The sequence below is a fragment of the Gordonia sp. 852002-10350_SCH5691597 genome, assembly GCF_001665715.1.
In the GTDB taxonomy this organism is placed as follows: Bacteria; Actinomycetota; Actinomycetes; order Mycobacteriales; family Mycobacteriaceae; genus Gordonia; species Gordonia sputi.
In genome coordinates, this window is sequence record NZ_LZMO01000270.1 from 1 (window position 1) to 18,244 (window position 18,244).

The window sequence follows — 18,244 nt, forward strand, 5'->3', positions numbered from 1 at the left end:
CGTCCCTCTCGGCCGCGCGGTGGTGCGCGACGGAACCCTCACCGCCTTCGGTGAGACGGCCCCGATCGGCGCGGACGGGTCGGTGACGATCCGGGGGCAACGCGCGACGCTGACGGTGGACCCGGGCGAGGAACTGTCGCCGGAGCCGTCGTACATCGTCCGCGGCGTGCCGGGTGTGAAGGCGCTGTATCCGATGTGCTGACGAGGAAGAACAGAGCCCCCGCACCGAGATCGGTGCGGGGGCTCTGCTTTGGGCGGTCGGGGTCAGCGCGGGGTCAGCGTGGTGGTGCCGACCACTGCGCCGTTGACCATGAGCCACAGTTCTTGGCCAACGTACCGATTTCCCTTGCGGGAGAAAGTATATCGATTTCCGCCGTAATCCATCCATGCGCCGGTGCGCGTGGGATGCAGGCGCGCGCGCTTCGATGCGCCGATGATCGTGCCGGGCAAGTTCAGCGTGAGGACGTTGCCCCTGACCGTGACGGGATATGAGCCGCGCGCGCCGTTGATCGACTTGGTGACGGTCCACGTGTACTTCCCGGCGTCGACGCGGGCGGCGGCGTCACCGGCCCCGAGGGCGGTGCCGGCCAGGGTCCCGGCGGCGATGGCCCCGGCTGCCGCGGTGGCGGTGATGGTGGTGCGGAATCTGTTCATGATTACTCTCCTTGTGTCGGGTGTGTGATCACCTGAGGCACTGGGTGATTGCGACATGCGCCTTGTACAGGTCCGGCGATCCGCGCAGCAGCACCCACACCGCGTTCTCGTCGTAGGCGTCGGCCAGGGCGGTGAGCACGTAGTTCATCCGGGGCTTGTTGCCCGCGGCGGCGGCGGGGACGGTGATGCCGCTGCCGTCGGCGGCGGCGACGCTGAAGTAGCCGTACACCGGGTCATTCCTGAGGTCGGACTTGGGGGGCAGGTTCAGTGGGGTGTTGTCGTCCGCCGATTTGCGCTGGACCGAGATGACGCGGCCATCAGGGCTCACGACGGCGGCGTATTCGACCGAGTCGGTGGGGGTCATGTAGCCAAACCCACGGGCCTTGGTGTCGTACCGCACGCCGATGCTGTGGTCCTGGTACTGGGTCAGCCCCCCGCCGGCGACCGCATCGGTGTACGTGGACAGCCCGTCGAACTCGGCGGGCAGGTCGAAGGCCTTGTCCAGGACGATCGATCGGATGGGCGAGCCGTCGTCCCACTTCGCGTCCTCGACGTCGGAGTTCTCGATGTTGGCGGTGTTGCAGTACGAAGGCAGGCTCGAAGCGCTTGAGCTGCGTGAGCCTCCGTTGGCGGTCGAGGCGTCCCCGCTGGTCGCCGTGCTCGCATCGTCGCCACCACCGCTGCACGCGACGGCCGTGATGGCGACGACGAGCACGATGGCGAGCGCGGCGGTGACGGCGCCGACGATCTTGACCTGGGTCGACGCGAATTGCTCCCGGAGCGACAGCCGGGGCGCGGTGGGCATCGGTCGGCCGGCGATCCGGGCGAGCACTTCCTCGGTGACGGGCGCTGACGGATCGCCAAGCTGTCGGTCGTATGCGGCCCGGCGCTGCGGATCACCGAGGATGGCGCGAGCCGTGTCAATTCTGCTGCGCGTCAACGTGTCTCGCGGATCGGTCCGGTTGAGTTGCGTCGTCAGCTGAGCCGCGAGCGCCTCGGGCGGTTGGGATCTATCTAGGCGGTAGACCGCGTACAGGTCGATTCCGTGCATGTTCCCCTTCTTCCTTCTTCTGTCGGATTCCGTACGACGGAGTTCGGGCTGTCCATGTCGGCGATCACGTTGTCACGCAGCTATTCCCAGTGATGGGGCGTTCGTGCGGCAGCCGCGCCGAAGGCGGAAGTTCGACGAGCATGTGTCGTGCCTCCTTCGGTCGGAAGGAGGAGAGAGCCTCAGTGGGTCTACTGCTCGGGCTTGAGCGTGGCCTTGAGTCCGGGGTCGGCCTCGGCCGCGGCGATGATCGCCGAGAGCGGTGTGTCCAGCGCGACGGCCAGGTTCCAGAGCGCGTCCGAGGAGAGCGACTTCTGTCCCCGCTCGACCTCGATGACCGTCGACCGGGCGAGCCCGGCCGCCTCGGCGACTTGCGCCTGGGTCAGCCCCTTGGCCTTGCGCGCCTCGCGGATCGCCGTCCCGAGCGCCTCACGACGCACGGCGCGCACCCGCACTTGCTGCGAGGTGAGGCGATGGGCGGGTGCTGGCACCGATCCATCGTCCCATGAGGCTCGTCTCGTAGACCCCCTGCATGTCTCCCCTCGTCTTCACATGGGCAAATGTCTGCCTAGGCCGACATTCAACAACAGCAACAGCATATTGCCCGATCGGTCGGGCGCAAGCGTCAGGGGTATTCAGGTCGTTTATTCGAAGGACCGGACAACCCTGATGAACTGCGCTGATGCGTGCATGGAGAGTTTTTACCGGCGAAAGAAGGAGTATGCCAGGGGCTGGAATCGCGACGGAGGGGCGTGCTGAAGGCATAGCTCTGCCCTCTGCTCCAAAACCGCGCCAAATCCTACCACACGGGTCCAAATCCGTTATGCGACTGTGACTTTCGTGACCGCTCCGATCCTTGTCCGTCGACGGCTGCGCCGGGGGCGGAGGATTGGAAGCAGCGTTCCGAGGCGCCGCGATCGTGAGGTTGGTCAAATAGGGCATGCTCCTTGCTGCCGATGGAAACCTTGCGGACTCATATCTCTGGCCCCTCGTGGCTCTGGTCACGCCTGCAGTTCTCACGTTGACGCTGTTCCTGGTCGGTCGCTGGAGTGCCCGGAACAAGGAGGCGCGAGAGGTTCATCGCGCGGTCACGTCTGGCGTGGGCGCGGATGCGCGGTCGGCGCTCTCGGACGCGGAGTTCGAGTGGTGGGAGTACGGGCGCTCGCCGTCACGCACGAAGCCGGACGGGCGATCGGACACCGAGGAGGAGAGAGACGCAGGCTCGGGGGGAATCGAAGGGCAAGCGATCGCGAAGATCGACCCAGAGCTGTTCAAGCAGTTCTACGTGGTCGACGCCTCGCTCGCGCAGCTGACGCTGATTCTCAACCAGTACTCGAAGCGCAACTACTGGCTCGGCCAGTCGTTGCGGTATCGCCAGTTGCTGGGTTGGCACGTCGGGATTCACATCGCCTGGGTGATGTGGTTCGTCAGCGTTACGTGCGAGACGACGCCGACGACAACGACCGACGGAAACCCTGGTGAGCCAATCTATGAGCCCGCGGGGCGTCAAGACGGAGCGTGGCGGCGAGCCAAAGACTCGCTGGCACTCGTGGGCGACTACAGAATCGAGCACCTTGACAAGAAGGACAGGAAGGACAAGAAGGAGCGGACGGTCCAGGGCTTTGTCGCCTCCGAACTGCAGACGTGGGTTGAGAACGCAGAGAAGGCCATGCGTGCCGACGTGTCAGAGATCGCGGCAGTCAAGGCAATGGCACTGAGTGAGGTTTCCGAACCGACCGCTGAACCGGAAAGCTCCGAAACGGACGGCGAGTCAGTCACGTAGCTGCCCTGTCACCCCTGCTGCGGTCTGCTCCAGGGCGGCGTTCTCCTCGTCGAGTCGGTACAGAAGGGCGCAGGCGATCATAAGTCCTTGGACGGCGTTGACCTTGGTGTACTGAACCTCGTCGACCGTGTGCGCGGTAGCGTTGCGGCTGAATGTCTCGGGTACCGGATCACCGTTGCGGACGAAGTACTGCTGGTAGGTCTCCCATACCGGGCCGAAAGCGATGAACTCGCGAACAGTGAACTCGTCGTAAGCCTCTTTGGTCGTGTTCTTCTTGCTCGGCGTGTACTTGTACCTGTCGTCGCCGAACCGGACGTTGAGCGCGGACTCGACCAGGTTGGCGGCCAGCGATTGCGCGGCGGCGTGTAGCCCGGCATCGAACGCGTCCAGCGCCTCGATCGCGTAAGGCTGGAGTTTGACGATGGCCTCGCATGCGTAGTTCTCGGCGAGGTTGCGGCAATCCACGGAGATCTCCGAACAGTGGTCTTCGAGGACTTTCCGACGGGCAGCAGAATCGGGTGCGTCGATGATTGCCTTGGCGATTGCCGGCCGCGGCACCCCGTACAGCGCGATGCCGTCATCGCTCACCACGGCCTTGATCTGATCGACGTCGAAGTGCTGGATGTGCTGCAGGTTCGGTGGCAGGAAGTACCGCCGCATGGCCTCGAACGCTGGGCCGAGGCTCTTGGAGATCGCTTGCTGCTGCGCAGCGAGCTGTTCGCCCCAGATCGCTCGCGCGTCGATCAAGGGCTGGATGCTCCTGGCCAGAATCGCGTTCTGCTCCTCCACGTACTTGGCGAACGGCGAGTGCTTCCCGATGAGCGGTTGAATCGCTGTTCGAACGGCGCTGTCGACAAGGGTGATCTTGGGCGCGATGTCGGCGAGCTGCCGCTGAACCTCGGCGAGCTGCCGCCGGAGAGGCTCTGGCAACGGCACTCGCGATCCCAGCGGCTCCTGGTCGTCCGTGGTCATGTCGCGGCGACCGCCCGCTCGACGGCCCGGTACACCGTCGCCCGACTGACGCCGAAGTCCTCGGCCAGCTCACCGACGGTGTGATCACCGGCGCGGAACAGCTCGACGAGCCGGCGTTCCTGGTTGATCGGCAGCTTGGGCTTCTTGCCCTTGAGCCGGCCCTTGGCCTTGGCGACAGCCATGCCCTCGCGCGTACGAGCGCGGATCAGGTCGGCCTCGAACTCGGCGACCATGGCCAGCGCGTTGAACAGCAGTCGCCCGGTCGGGTCCTCGGGGTCGTGCAGGCTCTCGCCGATTCGGAGCTTGACGCCCTTCTCGGTCAGACCTTTCACGATGTCGCGGGCGTCGGGCACGCTGCGCGCCAATCGGTCGAGCTTGGTCACCACCAGCTCGTCGCCTGGGCGGCTCGCAGCGGCCAGGGCCTCGCGCAGCCCGGGGCGGTCGCGATTGGTGCCGGTGTAGCCGGGGTCGGTGTAGAGGTGCGCCTCTTCGACGCCGAGCCTGGCGAGAGCATCGATCTGGGCGGTGAGGTCCTGCTCGTCGGTCGAGCAGCGCGCGTAGCCGATCTTCATGGGTCCATTGTACGTTAGAGGTACCCTCAGCGCGACTGTGTCCGTACGGGTCTTATGAGACTGTCCGGCCTGCGGATTCGCCGGCCGGGCAGTGCGTGTTGACGTGTCTCGGTCAACGACCGGCTTGCGGACGGTGCGGGCCGGTGATTGTCGGTGGCCAGCGCTACCTTCGAGGCGTGACTGAGAAGAAGCCCTACAAGGTGCCGACAGCCGGCATGGAGTACAACGAGTTCGCCGGGTCGCTGGGTCCCTATGGCAACGACAACTCGGTGAACACCGAACTGCACGTGCGGTACGGGGTCCGCGGCGGCAAGTACTACGACTGGACGATCGAGCTGGTCGCGCGCGAGGGCGACGTCGACTCCTTCCGTGCCACCGGCGAGCCCCCGGTGCGGTACGTGATGGACTCCTTCTCGGTCGAGCCGGGGGCAGTGGTGAACCGAGTGCGCACGGGGCCCGGTCCCGACGACGTCGAGACCTCCGTCGTCAGGCAGCTCTACGCCGGCGACGGAGACCTGGTGGACTCCGGTTACGACTACTTCATGAAGCAGCTCGCCAACCAATGGGACGCTCGGCACGTGACGCGGGACCCGCGCACTGTCGCAACGTTCGGGTTCGCGCAGCACAATCGCAAAGCGGAGTTCCGCGACGTGGAGTATCCGTGGGTGCGCAACACTGTGACGTGCATCGACGATGATCCCGCCGACGACGTCGTGGTTGAGAGGCTGAAGCACTACTTCCCTGACGGCGGGACCGTGGCGGTACACATCCGCGATGCCGGCCGGATGAAGTTCCTGAAGGTCGGGCGCGGAGCTGACGTTGAGCAGGACTCGTTCGTGTCGGACGGTGAGCCGGGCGACGAGGGGCCGCTGCAGGCGACGGGGTTTACGTCGATGGGAATGATGGCCGACGCCATCTACCGCGGCGACGATTGGATAGACGACGCATTCCTGCGTTGACCCGTACCCGTCGCTCGACTCGGGCGCGCGGCATGGGCGCTCCCGGGGGTTGCCAGATGGGCGGATGCCGTACAGACTTCCTGTGACTGGTGTGAAAGGTGGGGCTGTGGCGACCAACAGTGCGATCGAGTGGACCGAGGTCACCTGGAACCCAGTCACGGGCTGCGACCGGGTGGCCGCGGGGTGCGACAACTGCTATGCGCTCGCCCTGGCGAAGCGGCTCAAGGCGATGGGCGCCGAAAAGTACCAGAACGATGGCGATCCGCGGACCTCAGGACCGGGATTCGGTGTCGCGATCCATCCGCGCGCACTGGAGCAGCCGCTGCGCTGGCGGGCGCCGAAGGTCGTGTTCGTGAACTCAATGAGCGACCTGTTCCATGCCAAGGTGCCGCTGGACTTCATCGAGGACGTGTTCGACGTCATCCGTGCGACTCCGCAGCACACCTACCAGGTGTTGACCAAGCGCGCGCACCGCCTCGCGCGCGTCGCCGACAGGCTCGACTGGCCGGACAACCTCTGGATGGGCGTGTCGGTGGAATCTGCAGACGTCGTCGATCGCATCGACCATCTGCGGTCAGTGCCGGCGGCGACGAGGTTCCTCTCGTGCGAGCCCCTGTTGACCGCGCTGCCGGGTCTGGACCTCAGCGGGATCGACTGGGTGATCGCTGGCGGCGAGTCGGGCCCGCGAGCGCGTCCGATGGACCCGGCGTGGGTCGAGGAGATCCGCGACCAGTGCGTCGAGGCGGGGGTGGCGTTCTTCTTCAAGCAGTGGGGCGGGCGTACGCCCAAGGCCAACGGTCGCGAACTGGGCGGACGCACATGGGACGACATGCCGGAGCTGGCGAGCGTCTCGGCCTGATCAGTCCAGCACCGGGAAGATGATCAGGGTCCCGTCGGGGAAAGTGTTCTTGCGCTTCTGATTCGGCGAGGTAATGCGGCCGGCCTTCTGCATCGGCTTGAGGGTCTTGGTCCTGACCTGGCCGCTGTGGAACGGTGTCTGGGTGACGACGTACCGGATGACTTCCTCGACGGGGATCGTCCGGCCCGCGAAGTGTTGGGCCAGCTCGTCCTGGAGTGGGCCGGTGTTGGCGTCGTTGCCGAAGAGGACTTCCTGGCCGGCGAGGCGGTCGTCGAACGCGTAGGCACCTCCGGGCGCGAGCGCCCACATCGCCTGCTTCATCTTGTCGTACGCCTGGTCGTCACGGGTGCAGAAGAAGAGGTAGCTGCCGGTGTGCCCGCTGGAGTTGATCATCCTGAAGCTGCAGACATGGGCGAAGTCGCATTCTTTGCGCAGCTGCTTCTCGTAGAGGTCGTGGATGAACTGGGCGCGCGCGAGGCCCTCGGGCGGGGCATTCTTGAATTCGTCGCACCCGAACAGTCCTGAGAAGTGCTCGTCGACGTTGCCAGCGGTGGCGAAACGGTTGACGCTGTTGAAGTCGAAGTAGATGAACAGCTCACACGACCGGTGACTGACTAGGTCTCGGATCGTGGACATGGGCACGTCGCGGTACCCGAACGGGTCGATGAACGCGAATGTGGGCGCGAGCTGCTTGTTGGGCCCGACGGAGTCCAGCAGCTGACGGGCGAGGTCCTGGAAATTCTGGTTGCTCTCAAGGACGTGCACGTTTGCCGGCCACGGGGACTTCGACACCTTCGCCTCCGCGAGGACCTCCCGGAGCGAGGCGAAGCGTTGCGGGTCCCACTCGTTGAAGACGAACGTGAACCGCGTGGTGTCGAAATTGCCGAAGGACTGGTGGTTGAGAAGTGTGTTGAGCGCTAGCACCGGAGAGCCCGGTTCGCCGTCCTCGTAGCGGCCTGGGCCGGCGAAACCGTCCAGGACGTTCACAGCGCTGTGTCGGCGAGACGACCCGAATATGCCGAACCACGCCGCTAGGTAGCGAGTGAGTATGTCGTGCTTGACCTTGGTGTGCGGCGGCTGATTCCACACTGTGGGCAGGCTGTCACCCTTAGTAGGCATGGCCGCCTCGGCTACGAACCGATGGCTCGGAGGAACGGCGGCGGGTCATTACTTGTTCCCCTTCGCGCGGTTGTGCACGATGCAGAGCATCTCGCAGTTGGCCAGCGTGGAGGCGCCGCCCCTGCTCCACGCAGTCACGTGGTCGGCCTCCATTTCGCCGAGCTTGTAGATCCGCTTAGCATTGGCGTTGCTGCCGGCGGCGCAGGTCGGGCAGTTCGAGATGCCGGCACTCTTGGCCGCAGCAGTCTGCTGGCCGTAGGCAGCCTTCTTGACGTCCGCGTCGAACAGCCGCACCTCCAGGAGCTGGGTGGCGGGGTCGACGCCGGGGGCAAGTTCGGTGAGCACGTACTCGTAGACGTTGCGCTTGCGCTTGACCGCCTCGTCGGCGCGCAGGGCCTCGATGCGGTCGTCAACGACGGCGGGGTCGAAGTGGTGGCTGTGATAGGCCTCGTAGAGCCTCGCCCATTCCAGGCCGCGCATCTCAGGGTCAGGTGAGCGAGTGAAGACCTGGTCGATCCAGGAGATGACCTCGTTGAAGTATGCCTGGAGCTGGGCGCAGTCGGTGTCGTGGCGGTGGGCGGCGAGGTACCCGTCGATCTCGACGCCCTGCTGAGCGGAAATCCAGGCCAGCGCGGTGGCCAGCACCTCCTGGCGCTTGGGGTCGCCCTTGACGTAGCTCAGCCACTTTTGCATGTTGGCATTGGCGGAGTTGGAGTAGACCGCTTTGGCCGCTGTGACGAATGCGCCGGAATAGATGGCGTTGAGGAGTTCTTGCGGGCTCAGTGGGACGCCGGCGATGTTGATCGTCTGGAACCACTGCTTGATCTCGGGCTCGGTGCCCTCACACTCGTAGACCAACAGACTGTGCTCGTTGATCCGGTCCTGAAGTTCTTTGGGTAGGGAGCCGAACGTCTGCTCCTTGCCTTCCCACTGGATCGCGAACCGGCCGGTGGTGAACCGGCCGAGCGAGGTGATTCGCTGCTGGCCATCGAGCACTTCGAGCTGGCCGTCATCGGCGACGCTGAAGTAGAGCAGGCCCAGGGGGTACCCCTTGAGCACCGAGTCGATGACTGCTTTCTCCTTAGGCGTCTCACCGTAGATGTAGTTGCGCTGGTACTCCGGCTGGATGGTGAGCTTGCCGGCCAAACCGTAGAGCCCTTTGCCCTCCAGTTCGTTGAAGTGGAAGCCTTCGAGAACCGTCGCGACGGTGAACTGGTGCAGTGTCGTCTTCATCAGGCGCCTGCCTTGTGGCGGATCATGATCCGCTTGTAGGCGGTGTGGTAGGTGGGCCTGGTGAGCCCGAGCCTGCGGTGGCCGGGGCTGTTGCCGCCGGTGCCGCCCTGGGCGTAGTAGGTCTTGACGAAATCCTCACCTAGAGTGCCAACGCCGAGCTTGCGCAACCCCTCCATGTCGTCGCCGTGCGCGAGGATCTCGAACTGGTCAGGGTTGTACTTGTCCAGGAAGGTGATCGGAACGCCCATGATGCCGTCGTAGTCGGAAGGGATGGCGTCGACGAAGGGGACCTCGACGGCTTCGGGGAAGTTGTAATAGTGCTCATAGCCGACGCCGCGGATCTCCTTGTGCTTGGAGAACTTCGTGTTGTCGCTCAGCGACATGAGCTGCAGGGGCTCGTGGCGGCGGCCGTGGTCGATGTTGGTGAACCAGCAGGAGTTACCCAGTCGGGTGAAGTCGTAGTCGTCGGTCGGCGGGTAGCCGAGCTTCTCGGCCTTGAGCCGGTCGGACTCTTTCACCGGAGCCCCTTTGGGCACGCCGAACACCATGTCGGTGTTGTTTGCAGTGGCGCCCTTCCACAGCTCGTTGCGCTGAATGAGCGGGAAAATCTCGACGTAGGTAGTCGCGTTGCTGTTGCCCACGACCGAATACTGCTTGCCGGCGGCGACGAGCCAGCTCACGAACTCGCGGAACAGGCTGAACGGCGGGTTGGTGATGATGATGTCGGCCTCGTCCCGCAGCGCGGTGACCTCGGCCGAGCGGAAGTCGCCGTCACCGGCGAGGTAGTCCCACTGCAGGTCGTCGATGTTGATGATGCCGTCGCCGTTGAGGTCGCGGTCGAGCACGAATAGCTTGCCATTGGCATGCGTCTTGACCTCGTCGAACTGCGGCGCCTCGGTCTCGAAGAGCGTGGGTTGGTACGAAAGCAGGTCAGGGTTGCTGTCCGGTGCGTAGGACGTCGCGATGAGCTTCTTGAGGCCGTAGTCGTGGAAGTGCAGCGCGAAGTACTTGGCGAAGTTGGACCACTCCGGGTCGTCACACGGCAGTAGGATCGTCTTGTTGCGGAAGACGTCCGGGTCGTAGTCGAGGTAAGCGTTCATCTCCCGCTCAATGTCGGCCCACTGGGTGTAGAACTCGTCGTTTTTGGCCTTCTTCGCCGCGTTGAGGCTGCCCGTCCTGTTCGACGTGGTGGCGATGGTGCTGCTCATGCGCTAACCGTAGTGGACTGCACCGACAGGAGCGGTGCGGTACGCCCGATGTCGCCCGAGAGGGTGGAAAGTCGGCTCTCGCACTGATTTCGGAACGGGGGTCGACAGCCAGTCTGGGTCATCGCGCGGCGGTGAGGACGACTCGTCTCAGCGAGTCGAGTCGGGGCAGCACGTGATCCGGAGCCAGGCGGTGTCCATGGTTGTCGACGAACCGTGCAGCGTCGAGACCTTCGTCGGCAAGCACGATGCGGTTGCCGGACTCCTCGGGATCGTCGAACTCGATGCCGACCAGCGCTGTGGCCTCCGCTGGTAGGTCGGACAGTGCCTGCTGAGCTTCAGCTCGGTCGGCTAGGTCGATCGGGTAGGCGTCGTAGGCGCGAGCGCCGGGCTCGCCGACGAGCAGGGTGAGTTCGGCGGCGTCGATGCCGGTCGGTGCGGTGATGTCGGACATGGTGTTCCCTCCGATGTGTGGTTGGACGCGTGGATGACTTGGTGCCCGGCATGCGAGCGCGAGTTGTGGGACGCGGGCATCGACACGCCTAAGTGCAAGAACGATCGGAGTGACGAAGACCCCGACCGAGTTGCGGTCGGGGCCTTCGCGAGCCGGTGAAGGGGGTACCGGTGATTCCGAGTTCGATCCTACGCGTCGGGTGCGTCGTCACCGGTCGGTTCGTCGAGCGCCTGTTCGAAGGCAGTGTCTTCCGGCGATCCTGGCAGCGGGCGCCGGTGAACCGGGGTCATCGCCCGGCGCGGGCGGCGGGGGTCGAACGGGGCGTCGTAGGTGAGCAGGTCATGCTCGTCACGGCCGTGGCAGTCGAAGGTGGCGTCACTCAGCTGCTCGCGGTCGGCGGCGGTGGCCAGGCCAACCAAGCGGCCGTTCTCGACCAGGGCGTACTCGATGGCCTGGACCTGTACGACGTAGCGCCCGGGCAGGTCGTCGTAGGCGTAGGCGGCGACGTCTGCGGGATCGTCGGGGCCGGCCACCCGCCGCACCTCGACCTCGTCGCCGGGGCGGCGGACGCCCATGTGCTTGCCTAATGCCTTTGTCTGCCAGCGGATTCCGTCGATCTCAAGCTCGTCGAAGGTTCCCATTAGTCACTCCTCACTCCTCGTGCTGGTCGGGTCGATCGGCCCAACGCGCGCCATCAAATGGTCAACGGTGGCGATCCGAGGGTCCGGCCGCCATCTCGGACGGTCGCGGATCGCGACGAGCCGGACGGCGTCGAGGTCGTCGACGATCGCGACCGCCTGGTCCCTGGTGCCAATCCTCGCCCCGCCGGGGGTGTAAGCCCTGAGTGTGATCAGGGCGAGGCCGGGGCCGTCGACATGGACGGGACCGTCGATGTTCACGACGCCCACCATGTTAGGGATGTCGATCAGTACGTCGCCCCGGCGCAATTCTGCGAACTTGATTCGCTGGAATGCACTCTCGCAGAATATAATTGCCTCCTCTATCGGGATACGCGGCGCTGGACGGTGTACGCGGTGTCGGGATGGGCGATGAAGGCAGTGCTGCCAGCGATGTCCTGGCCGTCGTGGTCGATGACGACCATCGACAGCAGGATGCCGCCGGATTCCATGACCTCGATCCCGGTGATACCCGCGTCGGTGTCGTGGGTGAATCCGACGATCCGGTCGCCGACGCGCAGGTCGCAGGCAGCGACGGTGAGCGGTACGGGCGGCACCGCGCCATCCTGTCGCTGAGGTACGACAGTCAGAGGTCGCGGAAGATGAAGCGGCTTCCGCGACCTGTGGGCACGACGGTGAAGTCGCTCTCCAGATCGGAGATCCAGCTGTCCCAGTTGAAATACCTGACGGCGATGTGGTCGTCGGGCAGACCGTCGAACAGGCACAAGTCTTCAGCGAGCTGGAATGCGTAGTCGCGGAACGAGTCCCATTCGCCCGCGTAGTGCTCCTCGAAGTCGCCGACACAGGGCAGGTCGGTATCTCCCTGCGCGACGTACGATCCCGAGCGGACCCAGGCGCACAGCGCCGACCACTGTTCGGGGCTGTCCAGCTCGTCGTAGGCCTCGGCCCAGCCGGTCGCGTCCATCGGTGCGAACTCGCCGTCGACGGGGATGTTGTCGTGGTCGAAGACCCAGAGCTCCTCGTGCGAGGTGGCCCTGCCGCCGTGGATCTGGCGCGGGGTGACGTCGGCGGCCTCGGCCGCGGAGAACCAGTCGCCTCGCAAACGGCCCTCGTTGTAACAGGCGAGGCAGCCGATCCACACGCGTGGTTCGTCGATACCTGGACTGTGGGTGGTGGTCACGGCAGTTCTCCGATCAGGGTCTCGACGCGGGCGGCGGCATGGCCGACGTCGGTTGTGTTGTGGTCGATGGCGTCCTCCAGTGCCCAGATCGCCCGCACGAGAAGATGATCGCCGGTGAGGCGGTGGACCTCGGCGACGTCCCAGGCGCGGGCGATGAGGTCCTCGGCGGCGGTGACGGTCATTCCCACGGCAGAGCCTCGATCAGCGCGTCGGCGGAGAGGTTCTCGCCGGTGGCCAGGCGGTGCTGCTCGACGGCGCATTCGATCTGGCCGACGTTGAGCAGGTAGTAGGTGCAGCAGAGCCCGGCGCGTCCGTCGGTGAGGACGACGCGGGTGGAATCGGGCACCTCGATGCCGATGACGGCCAGCGCGTCGCGGGCGACGACCTGGGCCTGACCAGGCGTGTAGAGGTAACCGTCGTCGGTGGGATCGAGAGCGTTGGCCTCGTTGAACTGGTGCGCGGCCTCCTCGCGGGTGAGCCCGCGGGCTCCGGGGGCCAAGTGGCCAGCGTGGATCTGTCGTTCGATCCAGGGGTCGGTGATGACGGTGGGGGTGGACATGAGAAGACCTCCTCGATTGGTCGAGGAGGTCCGTTGCCGGCGGCTGCGCCGTCCGGGTGCTCAGTCAGGAATCGCAGGACAGGGAAGAGTTGACACAGAGTTGACACATTGCTCGTCGGGCCAGATCAAAAGCCCAGAAAGGGTCGATGAACTTAGTCGATGGAAAAGTTCTGGACCTGGTGGAACCTTCGATGCACTCGCCTTGAAAGCGAGCGTGGGTAAAACCACCGGGGGTTCAAATCCCTCCGCTTCCGCAGATGAGTCCACGTTGCGTGGGATCCAGAGGGGCATTTTTGTACCCCTGCGTCCCACGCAACTGAACCTCGTTCCGGCGAACGACGCGTGCGCGTGATCGCTGAGACCGTATGGCACAATTCCGGCCTGTGAAGAAGGTGATGGCAAGTGCATTGATCGGCGGCGCCGCTGCCACAGGCGTTCTCGTGGGCGGCGGAGAGGCGCACGCCGACGTCACTCCTGGTACGTACCGATACTGCAACACCGAGTTCCAGGGTTTTCACGTTCCGGTGCCGTGGTGCTCGGACTCGACGGTTCGCAATCACCGGTTTGGTGTCACCCCCAGCTTCCGCGGCTACCCCATCACAACCGTTGGCAAGTACGAGTACGTCAGTTTCGGCCAGGGCAACGGACTCAAGATGTACAAGACGCGCAACGGATATGCCGGCTCGCAGTATCAGGGCAACAAGGTCATCGCCAAGTTCGTCTTGACACGCAAGCGCTGAGGTCGCGCGGTCATTCGGCCAGGAACTGATCGATCTGGTTGAGAGACTGCGTCGCGCCCTCGGCCATACCCATGTCGAGGACCTTCTGCAGTCCCTCAACCGTTTCGTAGGTGCTCACGTAGGTGGCCACCGTGCGGCCGTCCCTGTCGGTGAACGAGTATGCGTTGTGCGACAACGGAAGTGACTCGATCGGCGTGAAGTCTTCGTCGGCGAAGCCGTCGCGGAAGGTGAAGCTCGACGGCTTGTCGACGGCGTCGACGAGCCAGTAGCCCGCGTACTTTTCGCCGTCGGGGCCCGTCATGTAGTACGTGACACGCCCGCCCGGCGCCAAGTCGTGATCGACGAATGTCGCGGGGTATTCCGGTGGGCCCCAGACCTTCTCGAGCTGGCGCGGATCGGCGTAGATCTGCCAGACGCGTTCCACCGGAGCGGCGAACTCGGCTGTGATGGTGATCGATCGGTCGTCGAGATTCTTGGTGACGTCGATGACGGGCATTGTCTCAATCCTTGTCGTTGGAAGGCGTCGACGTGGTGTCGTCGACAGCAAGTAATGCGTCGATTCGGTCGATGCGGCCCCGCCAGACCTGCTCGAGCTCGTCGAGTAGGTCCGACACGGCGCGCACGGCCTCGACGTCGCCGGAGGCGAGTTGTTCACGCCCTCGGCGACGCTTGGTCAGCAGTCCGGAGCGCTCGAGCACCGCGACGTGTTTCTGTACGGCGGCGAAGCTCATGTCGTAGTCGGCGGCAAGTGTCGACACCGACTGCTCCTGCGCGAGCACACGCCGCATGATGTCGCGGCGGGTCCGGTCGGCAAGCGCGTGGAACAGTGCGTCTGCTCGATCCTCCGTCGCTGTGCTCACCACACGAACATACAACTGATCGGTTGTATGTGTCGAGCTTTGGTGGGATTCGCCTGCAATGCGCACCCGGGTCCTGCGCCCCGAGTCCTTGCGGTGGACACTGGTGGGATGCGCGACGACGGGAGAGGTGTAGACCGCGACGAACTGGACCCACGGCTCGCCGATTCCCTTCGCGGAATCGAACGCAGGGTCATGGCAGAGGTTCCGCTCCGCGGGCGTGCGGTCGCCGCTGTCTGGGTGGCCGTGGTGGTGCTTGCCGGCGTGAGCGCCGTGACCGCACTGACCGGAAGGTCGACGCCGCTCTCGCAACTCGCGGTCGTCTTCGGTGCCGCCGCGGTGGTGCTGTCCATGGTCGCGGTGATTGTTCGACGCTTCGCGCCCTGCTGGATCGCGGCGGCGGTGAGCGCTGTCGCGGTGCCGATCTCGATTCTGGGCTACTGGGCCGATCAGACTGCGCGCCAACAGACTTCGTTGGGACTCTTGGTGGCCGCGCTGTGCCACATCGCACTAGTGGTCAACTGGGTGCAGTGCGTGCGGCCGCCGGTGGGACACAAGGCGGGCCCCACGCCGTAGCCGTGGCGCGGGTGGGCACCGGACTGTCGAGGTTTCGGCGTCATTCGGTCGTGCGACTGCTGGTAACCGCCGGGGCCGTCGGTGTCGAATAACCGGGTAAGAGGACGGTCGCCCGATCGCCCGGGACAGGGAACATCATGCGATACCGGTGGACTGCAACGACTTTGGCCGCGGCCGCAGTAGCGCTGTCCGTGGCGGGCTGCAACCCCGACGACACTCCATCCGCAACAACTTCGATGCCGACCGTCGTTGTCACCACGACGATGCCTGCGTCGACCACATCAGGTGCGGAGGAGGCCGACTCCGGCACTGCTGTCGAGAAGTCGGACTCTCAGGACGGTGGCGCCACGCAGGCTTCTGGTGGTGGAAGCCAGACCGCGCGGCCGCTGCCTCCCGGGCACGGCGTCGGATCGTCGGCGTTCGTGGGTGGCTGGACGCGACACGCCAGTTCGCTCGACCTCGCAGGAGATCAGACGGGCACACTACTCATGGGCTCAGGCGCGCTGAACACCGAGAAGTGGTCGGTCACCTGGACGCGGCGCGGAATGGGCATCACGATCACGATCGGTGACCTGATCGTCAAATCCGGCGAGGGTGTCGGCGATATTTCGAAGGGCGAGACGGTCAGCGGCGATCTGTCGACCGGCGCCCACGGCGGCCCGACCCTGGTGACTAAGGGCCTCGGCGACACCGGCGGCCCGCTCACCTGGTGCAGCGCCGCATCCGCGGGCACTCCAGCGTGCGGGGCGTGATCTCGACAGGCTCGATCAGCGAGGGTGGCTCGATCAGCGAGGGGTGATCTCGACAGGCTCGATCAGCGAGGGTGGCTCGATCAGCGAGGGGGCGGCTCGATCAGCGAGGGGTGATCTCGACAGGCTCGATCAGCGGCCAGGCGCTCGAGCAGCGAGGGGGCGGCTCGATCAGCGCGAGCGCGTACACAACTCGGTCGTGAGCGCGGCGCCATCACAATAATCTCCTCGGCGGTCCGCTCAGGTACGAGTTGTGTACGTACCGGTGGTCGTCAGGCCGGCGACATCGCGCGCTGAGCCTTCTCGAGCGCCGCGAGGGTGCGCAGCACGTAATGGCGGCGCGAGGTCAGGTCAGCGATACGGGCCTTGGCGGAGAGTCCCGATTCCTGCTCGGCGGCGGCCAGGCGCGCGTCGATGTCGGTGAGTTCGCTCAGCAGACCTTCGGCGCGACTGAGAAGCTCCGCCCGATCGGGCCGCGAGACGTCGTTGCGTCGTGTCGGACTCGTGGTTGCCGTGCTTGCCTTGTCGCCCGCGCTCTTCACCGCGCCCGGCTTCACGTTGCCCGACTTCACCGTGCCCACAGCGGCCCGCGACGCGGATCGCTTTGGTCGAGGGGCGGGCGTGCTCGTGCGGATCGCGTTCAACTCGGTGTACGCGTCGCGAGCGCCGACCCGGTGCTCACGCTCCTCCTCGTCGTCGCATTCCACGGAGCCGCCGAGCGGGCGCAGGCCGTAGAAACCCAAGAACTTCCGCGCCTCGGTGATCGTCTCCTCGAGCTCGCGGCACCTGCCGCAGCGTAGTTCGTCGCGAAACTCCGCGACGTCATCGGTGGAGGAGCACCACTCACACGGGGTGGCAGTGTTTTCGGTCACGACAGCGTCGGCAGTTCTGGAGAGCACGTTCGAAAACAATACGGGACAAGAGGTTTCAGATTCCAATTCGAGCGTGTCGCACGCCCCACACCCCGCGTGACCACACCTCGCGCGACCAGACCGGGCCACTACAGCCAGTCGCGCTTGCGGAAGTTGATGTAGAGCACGATGACCGATCCGACGATCAGGATCGCGCTGACCCAGACACCCCACGACGTGCTGTATCCGGGGAACAACACGTTCTGTCCGTAGTAGCCGGTGATGAGGGTCGGCACAGCGATGATCGCGGCCCACGCCGTCAGCTTCTTCATCACCGTGTTCAGCCGGGCGTCCATCAGGGACAGGTTGGTCTCGAACGCGCTGCTGAGCATGTCGCGTAACGACTCGGTCCATTCGGCTGCCCGCAGCACGTGGTCGTAGAGGTCGGAGTAGTTGGGGTCGAGTTCCTTTGCGTGGTCGTCGCGATCCTGATAGCGGTGGCGCTGGATGGTGCCGACCACGTCGCGCATCGGAAGTACCACTCGCCGCAGCACCACGAGATCCTTGCGCAGATCGTAGGTGCGCCGCTGCAACTGCACGTTGGGAATGGAGTCGTCGAACAGGTAGTCCTCGAGTTCTTCGATCTGGTCGTCGAGCACCTGCACGGCGTTGAAGTGGCCGTCGACCACGACGTCGAGGAGCACGTAGAGCAGGCCACTGACACCGAACGACGCCGCGTGGGTGTCCTCACAGCGTTCGATGACGGTCGCGATCCCGTCGTCAGGATGCATTCGCACCGTGATCAGTGCGTTGTCCTTGATGAAGATCGAGATGCGATGCAGCGTGAACGACTTCGCCCGCCTGTCCTGTTTTCTTCCTTCGACGGTGCCCGAGGTCGGCGGCGGAGCGTCGTCGGAGTCGTCGTCGGTGCGGTTCTTCTCCTGCACCACAGGTGTTTTCATCTCGATCGCATAGACCATGATGAACGTGTGGTCACTGTAGGACACCGTCTTGACGCGCTCGGCCGCGGAGATGGTGTCCTCGATGGCGAACGAGTTGAGACCGAGTTCGGAGGCCAGCGATCCGAGGGTCTCGTGGCTGGGGCACTGCAGGTCTGCCCAGACGAGCGTGTCTGACTCGCCGATGTGATCGGAGATCGATGCGAGCGAGAACCCGTCGACCTTCTCGCCGTTCTGCCAGATCTGGCCGGTGATCTGCTCGTCGCCCATGGCGTCA

The 18,244-nt window shown here is 65.1% G+C and carries 26 protein-coding genes; 7 read left to right on the forward strand and 19 right to left on the reverse strand.

What is annotated here, in order from left to right; all coding sequences use genetic code 11:
- On the forward strand, positions 1-202 hold a 202-nt coding region (locus A5777_RS25100), incomplete at its 5' end, for a hypothetical protein (protein ID WP_197502433.1).
- Positions 203-264: 62 nt separating this feature from the next.
- Here the strand turns inward: A5777_RS25100 and A5777_RS20580 are convergent.
- From A5777_RS20580 to A5777_RS20590, 3 genes are all read right to left on the reverse strand, one after another.
- Positions 265-654 (reverse strand): hypothetical protein, encoded by a 390-nt coding sequence (locus A5777_RS20580; RefSeq protein ID WP_064864193.1) that lies wholly within the window; start codon positions 652-654, stop codon positions 265-267.
- Between the two features lie 28 nt (positions 655-682).
- Positions 683-1,705, reverse strand: a complete 1,023-nt coding sequence (locus A5777_RS20585) for a hypothetical protein (protein WP_064864195.1) — start codon at positions 1,703-1,705, stop codon at positions 683-685.
- Positions 1,706-1,893: 188 nt separating this feature from the next.
- Positions 1,894-2,193, reverse strand: coding sequence for a helix-turn-helix domain-containing protein (locus A5777_RS20590; protein ID WP_005182224.1), 300 nt, complete (start codon positions 2,191-2,193; stop codon positions 1,894-1,896).
- A 449-nt stretch (positions 2,194-2,642) separates the two neighbouring features.
- Between A5777_RS20590 and A5777_RS20595 the strand changes: the two genes are divergently transcribed.
- Positions 2,643-3,485 (forward strand): hypothetical protein, encoded by an 843-nt coding sequence (locus tag A5777_RS20595; protein WP_064864197.1) that lies wholly within the window; start codon positions 2,643-2,645, stop codon positions 3,483-3,485.
- Here the strand turns inward: A5777_RS20595 and A5777_RS20600 are convergent.
- Both A5777_RS20600 and A5777_RS20605 read right to left on the reverse strand, forming a co-directional pair.
- The gene (locus A5777_RS20600; RefSeq protein ID WP_064864199.1) at positions 3,474-4,457 is read right to left on the reverse strand and encodes a hypothetical protein; all 984 of its coding nucleotides are present in this window, start codon (positions 4,455-4,457) and stop codon (positions 3,474-3,476) included. The genes A5777_RS20595 and A5777_RS20600 overlap by 12 nt on opposite strands.
- Positions 4,454-5,029 (reverse strand): recombinase family protein, encoded by a 576-nt coding sequence (locus A5777_RS20605; protein ID WP_005182228.1) that lies wholly within the window; start codon positions 5,027-5,029, stop codon positions 4,454-4,456. The genes A5777_RS20600 and A5777_RS20605 overlap by 4 nt, the downstream gene beginning before the upstream one ends.
- A gap of 176 nt (positions 5,030-5,205) precedes the next feature.
- On the opposite strand from A5777_RS20605, the gene A5777_RS20610 reads away from it, so the two are divergent.
- Both A5777_RS20610 and A5777_RS20615 read left to right on the forward strand, forming a co-directional pair.
- The gene (locus A5777_RS20610; RefSeq protein WP_231895139.1) at positions 5,206-5,988 is read left to right on the forward strand and encodes a hypothetical protein; all 783 of its coding nucleotides are present in this window, start codon (positions 5,206-5,208) and stop codon (positions 5,986-5,988) included.
- A 64-nt stretch (positions 5,989-6,052) separates the two neighbouring features.
- A complete protein-coding gene (locus A5777_RS20615) occupies positions 6,053-6,847 on the forward strand; it encodes a DUF5131 family protein (RefSeq protein WP_197502434.1) in 795 nt (264 codons plus the stop codon).
- On the opposite strand, the gene A5777_RS20620 is transcribed toward A5777_RS20615, so the two are convergent.
- From A5777_RS20620 to A5777_RS20665, 10 genes are all read right to left on the reverse strand, one after another.
- Entirely contained in the window at positions 6,848-7,966 is a 1,119-nt protein-coding gene (locus A5777_RS20620) for a three-Cys-motif partner protein TcmP (protein ID WP_064864201.1), read from the reverse strand.
- A 48-nt stretch (positions 7,967-8,014) separates the two neighbouring features.
- Positions 8,015-9,199, reverse strand: coding sequence for a GmrSD restriction endonuclease domain-containing protein (locus A5777_RS20625; RefSeq protein ID WP_064864203.1), 1,185 nt, complete (start codon positions 9,197-9,199; stop codon positions 8,015-8,017).
- Positions 9,199-10,407: an adenine-specific methyltransferase EcoRI family protein gene (locus A5777_RS20630; protein WP_005182235.1), complete on the reverse strand. Its 1,209-nt coding sequence runs from the start codon at positions 10,405-10,407 to the stop codon at positions 9,199-9,201. Before A5777_RS20630 ends, A5777_RS20625 begins: the two co-directional genes overlap by 1 nt.
- 118 nt (positions 10,408-10,525) lie before the next feature.
- On the reverse strand, positions 10,526-10,858 hold the full coding sequence (locus A5777_RS20635; protein ID WP_005182238.1) for a hypothetical protein: 333 nt from the start codon (positions 10,856-10,858) through the stop codon (positions 10,526-10,528).
- A 188-nt stretch (positions 10,859-11,046) separates the two neighbouring features.
- A complete protein-coding gene (locus tag A5777_RS20640) occupies positions 11,047-11,499 on the reverse strand; it encodes a hypothetical protein (RefSeq protein ID WP_064864205.1) in 453 nt (150 codons plus the stop codon).
- 3 nt (positions 11,500-11,502) lie between these two features.
- Positions 11,503-11,757: a hypothetical protein gene (locus A5777_RS20645; protein ID WP_231895140.1), complete on the reverse strand. Its 255-nt coding sequence runs from the start codon at positions 11,755-11,757 to the stop codon at positions 11,503-11,505.
- Positions 11,758-11,858: 101 nt separating this feature from the next.
- Entirely contained in the window at positions 11,859-12,092 is a 234-nt protein-coding gene (locus A5777_RS20650) for a hypothetical protein (RefSeq protein WP_064864209.1), read from the reverse strand.
- 29 nt (positions 12,093-12,121) lie between these two features.
- Positions 12,122-12,676 carry an antirestriction protein ArdA gene (locus A5777_RS20655; protein ID WP_064864211.1) on the reverse strand — a complete coding sequence of 185 codons (555 nt, stop codon included), beginning with the start codon at positions 12,674-12,676 and terminating at the stop codon, positions 12,122-12,124.
- Entirely contained in the window at positions 12,673-12,858 is a 186-nt protein-coding gene (locus tag A5777_RS20660; protein ID WP_064864213.1) for a hypothetical protein, read from the reverse strand. Before A5777_RS20660 ends, A5777_RS20655 begins: the two co-directional genes overlap by 4 nt.
- Complete coding sequence (locus tag A5777_RS20665) at positions 12,855-13,235, reverse strand: hypothetical protein (RefSeq protein WP_064864215.1); 381 nt, start codon at positions 13,233-13,235, stop codon at positions 12,855-12,857. The genes A5777_RS20660 and A5777_RS20665 overlap by 4 nt, the downstream gene beginning before the upstream one ends.
- A gap of 365 nt (positions 13,236-13,600) precedes the next feature.
- Between A5777_RS20665 and A5777_RS20670 the strand changes: the two genes are divergently transcribed.
- The gene (locus tag A5777_RS20670; RefSeq protein WP_231894495.1) at positions 13,601-13,975 is read left to right on the forward strand and encodes a hypothetical protein; all 375 of its coding nucleotides are present in this window, start codon (positions 13,601-13,603) and stop codon (positions 13,973-13,975) included.
- 10 nt (positions 13,976-13,985) lie between these two features.
- Here A5777_RS20670 and A5777_RS20675 read toward each other — a convergent pair whose 3' ends face one another.
- Both A5777_RS20675 and A5777_RS20680 read right to left on the reverse strand, forming a co-directional pair.
- Positions 13,986-14,471 carry an SRPBCC family protein gene (locus A5777_RS20675; RefSeq protein ID WP_005208156.1) on the reverse strand — a complete coding sequence of 162 codons (486 nt, stop codon included), beginning with the start codon at positions 14,469-14,471 and terminating at the stop codon, positions 13,986-13,988.
- Positions 14,472-14,475: 4 nt separating this feature from the next.
- Positions 14,476-14,838, reverse strand: coding sequence for an ArsR/SmtB family transcription factor (locus tag A5777_RS20680; protein WP_005208154.1), 363 nt, complete (start codon positions 14,836-14,838; stop codon positions 14,476-14,478).
- A gap of 105 nt (positions 14,839-14,943) precedes the next feature.
- Here A5777_RS20680 and A5777_RS20685 point away from each other — a divergent pair, with 105 nt between their 5' ends.
- On the forward strand, positions 14,944-15,408 hold the full coding sequence (locus tag A5777_RS20685) for an Rv2732c family membrane protein (protein ID WP_064864217.1): 465 nt from the start codon (positions 14,944-14,946) through the stop codon (positions 15,406-15,408).
- Between the two features lie 236 nt (positions 15,409-15,644).
- Entirely contained in the window at positions 15,645-16,160 is a 516-nt protein-coding gene (locus A5777_RS20690; RefSeq protein ID WP_231895141.1) for a hypothetical protein, read from the forward strand.
- A 269-nt stretch (positions 16,161-16,429) separates the two neighbouring features.
- Here A5777_RS20690 and A5777_RS20695 read toward each other — a convergent pair whose 3' ends face one another.
- Complete coding sequence (locus tag A5777_RS20695; protein ID WP_064864226.1) at positions 16,430-17,029, reverse strand: hypothetical protein; 600 nt, start codon at positions 17,027-17,029, stop codon at positions 16,430-16,432.
- A gap of 128 nt (positions 17,030-17,157) precedes the next feature.
- The gene (locus A5777_RS20700; RefSeq protein ID WP_064864221.1) at positions 17,158-18,237 is read right to left on the reverse strand and encodes a magnesium transporter CorA family protein; all 1,080 of its coding nucleotides are present in this window, start codon (positions 18,235-18,237) and stop codon (positions 17,158-17,160) included.
- Positions 18,238-18,244 lie beyond the last annotated feature (7 nt).

Excerpts from the sequence above, each read along its gene's own strand:
- A5777_RS20580 (WP_064864193.1), bottom strand. The coding sequence starts at position 654 with ATGAACAGATTCCGCACCACCATCACCGCCACCGCGGCAGCCGGGGCC.
- A5777_RS20585 (WP_064864195.1), bottom strand. The coding sequence starts at position 1,705 with ATGCACGGAATCGACCTGTACGCGGTCTACCGCCTAGATAGATCCCAA.
- A5777_RS20595 (WP_064864197.1), top strand. The coding sequence starts at position 2,643 with ATGCTCCTTGCTGCCGATGGAAACCTTGCGGACTCATATCTCTGGCCC.
- A5777_RS20600 (WP_064864199.1), bottom strand. The coding sequence starts at position 4,457 with ATGACCACGGACGACCAGGAGCCGCTGGGATCGCGAGTGCCGTTGCCA.
- A5777_RS20605 (WP_005182228.1), bottom strand. The coding sequence starts at position 5,029 with ATGAAGATCGGCTACGCGCGCTGCTCGACCGACGAGCAGGACCTCACC.
- A5777_RS20615 (WP_197502434.1), top strand. The coding sequence starts at position 6,053 with ATGCCGTACAGACTTCCTGTGACTGGTGTGAAAGGTGGGGCTGTGGCG.
- A5777_RS20620 (WP_064864201.1), bottom strand. The coding sequence starts at position 7,966 with ATGCCTACTAAGGGTGACAGCCTGCCCACAGTGTGGAATCAGCCGCCG.
- A5777_RS20625 (WP_064864203.1), bottom strand. The coding sequence starts at position 9,199 with ATGAAGACGACACTGCACCAGTTCACCGTCGCGACGGTTCTCGAAGGC.
- A5777_RS20630 (WP_005182235.1), bottom strand. The coding sequence starts at position 10,407 with ATGAGCAGCACCATCGCCACCACGTCGAACAGGACGGGCAGCCTCAAC.
- A5777_RS20635 (WP_005182238.1), bottom strand. The coding sequence starts at position 10,858 with ATGTCCGACATCACCGCACCGACCGGCATCGACGCCGCCGAACTCACC.
- A5777_RS20640 (WP_064864205.1), bottom strand. The coding sequence starts at position 11,499 with ATGGGAACCTTCGACGAGCTTGAGATCGACGGAATCCGCTGGCAGACA.
- A5777_RS20660 (WP_064864213.1), bottom strand. The coding sequence starts at position 12,858 with ATGACCGTCACCGCCGCCGAGGACCTCATCGCCCGCGCCTGGGACGTC.
- A5777_RS20665 (WP_064864215.1), bottom strand. The coding sequence starts at position 13,235 with ATGTCCACCCCCACCGTCATCACCGACCCCTGGATCGAACGACAGATC.
- A5777_RS20670 (WP_231894495.1), top strand. The coding sequence starts at position 13,601 with ATGGCACAATTCCGGCCTGTGAAGAAGGTGATGGCAAGTGCATTGATC.
- A5777_RS20675 (WP_005208156.1), bottom strand. The coding sequence starts at position 14,471 with ATGCCCGTCATCGACGTCACCAAGAATCTCGACGACCGATCGATCACC.
- A5777_RS20685 (WP_064864217.1), top strand. The coding sequence starts at position 14,944 with ATGCGCGACGACGGGAGAGGTGTAGACCGCGACGAACTGGACCCACGG.
- A5777_RS20690 (WP_231895141.1), top strand. The coding sequence starts at position 15,645 with ATGCCGACCGTCGTTGTCACCACGACGATGCCTGCGTCGACCACATCA.
- A5777_RS20700 (WP_064864221.1), bottom strand. The coding sequence starts at position 18,237 with ATGGGCGACGAGCAGATCACCGGCCAGATCTGGCAGAACGGCGAGAAG.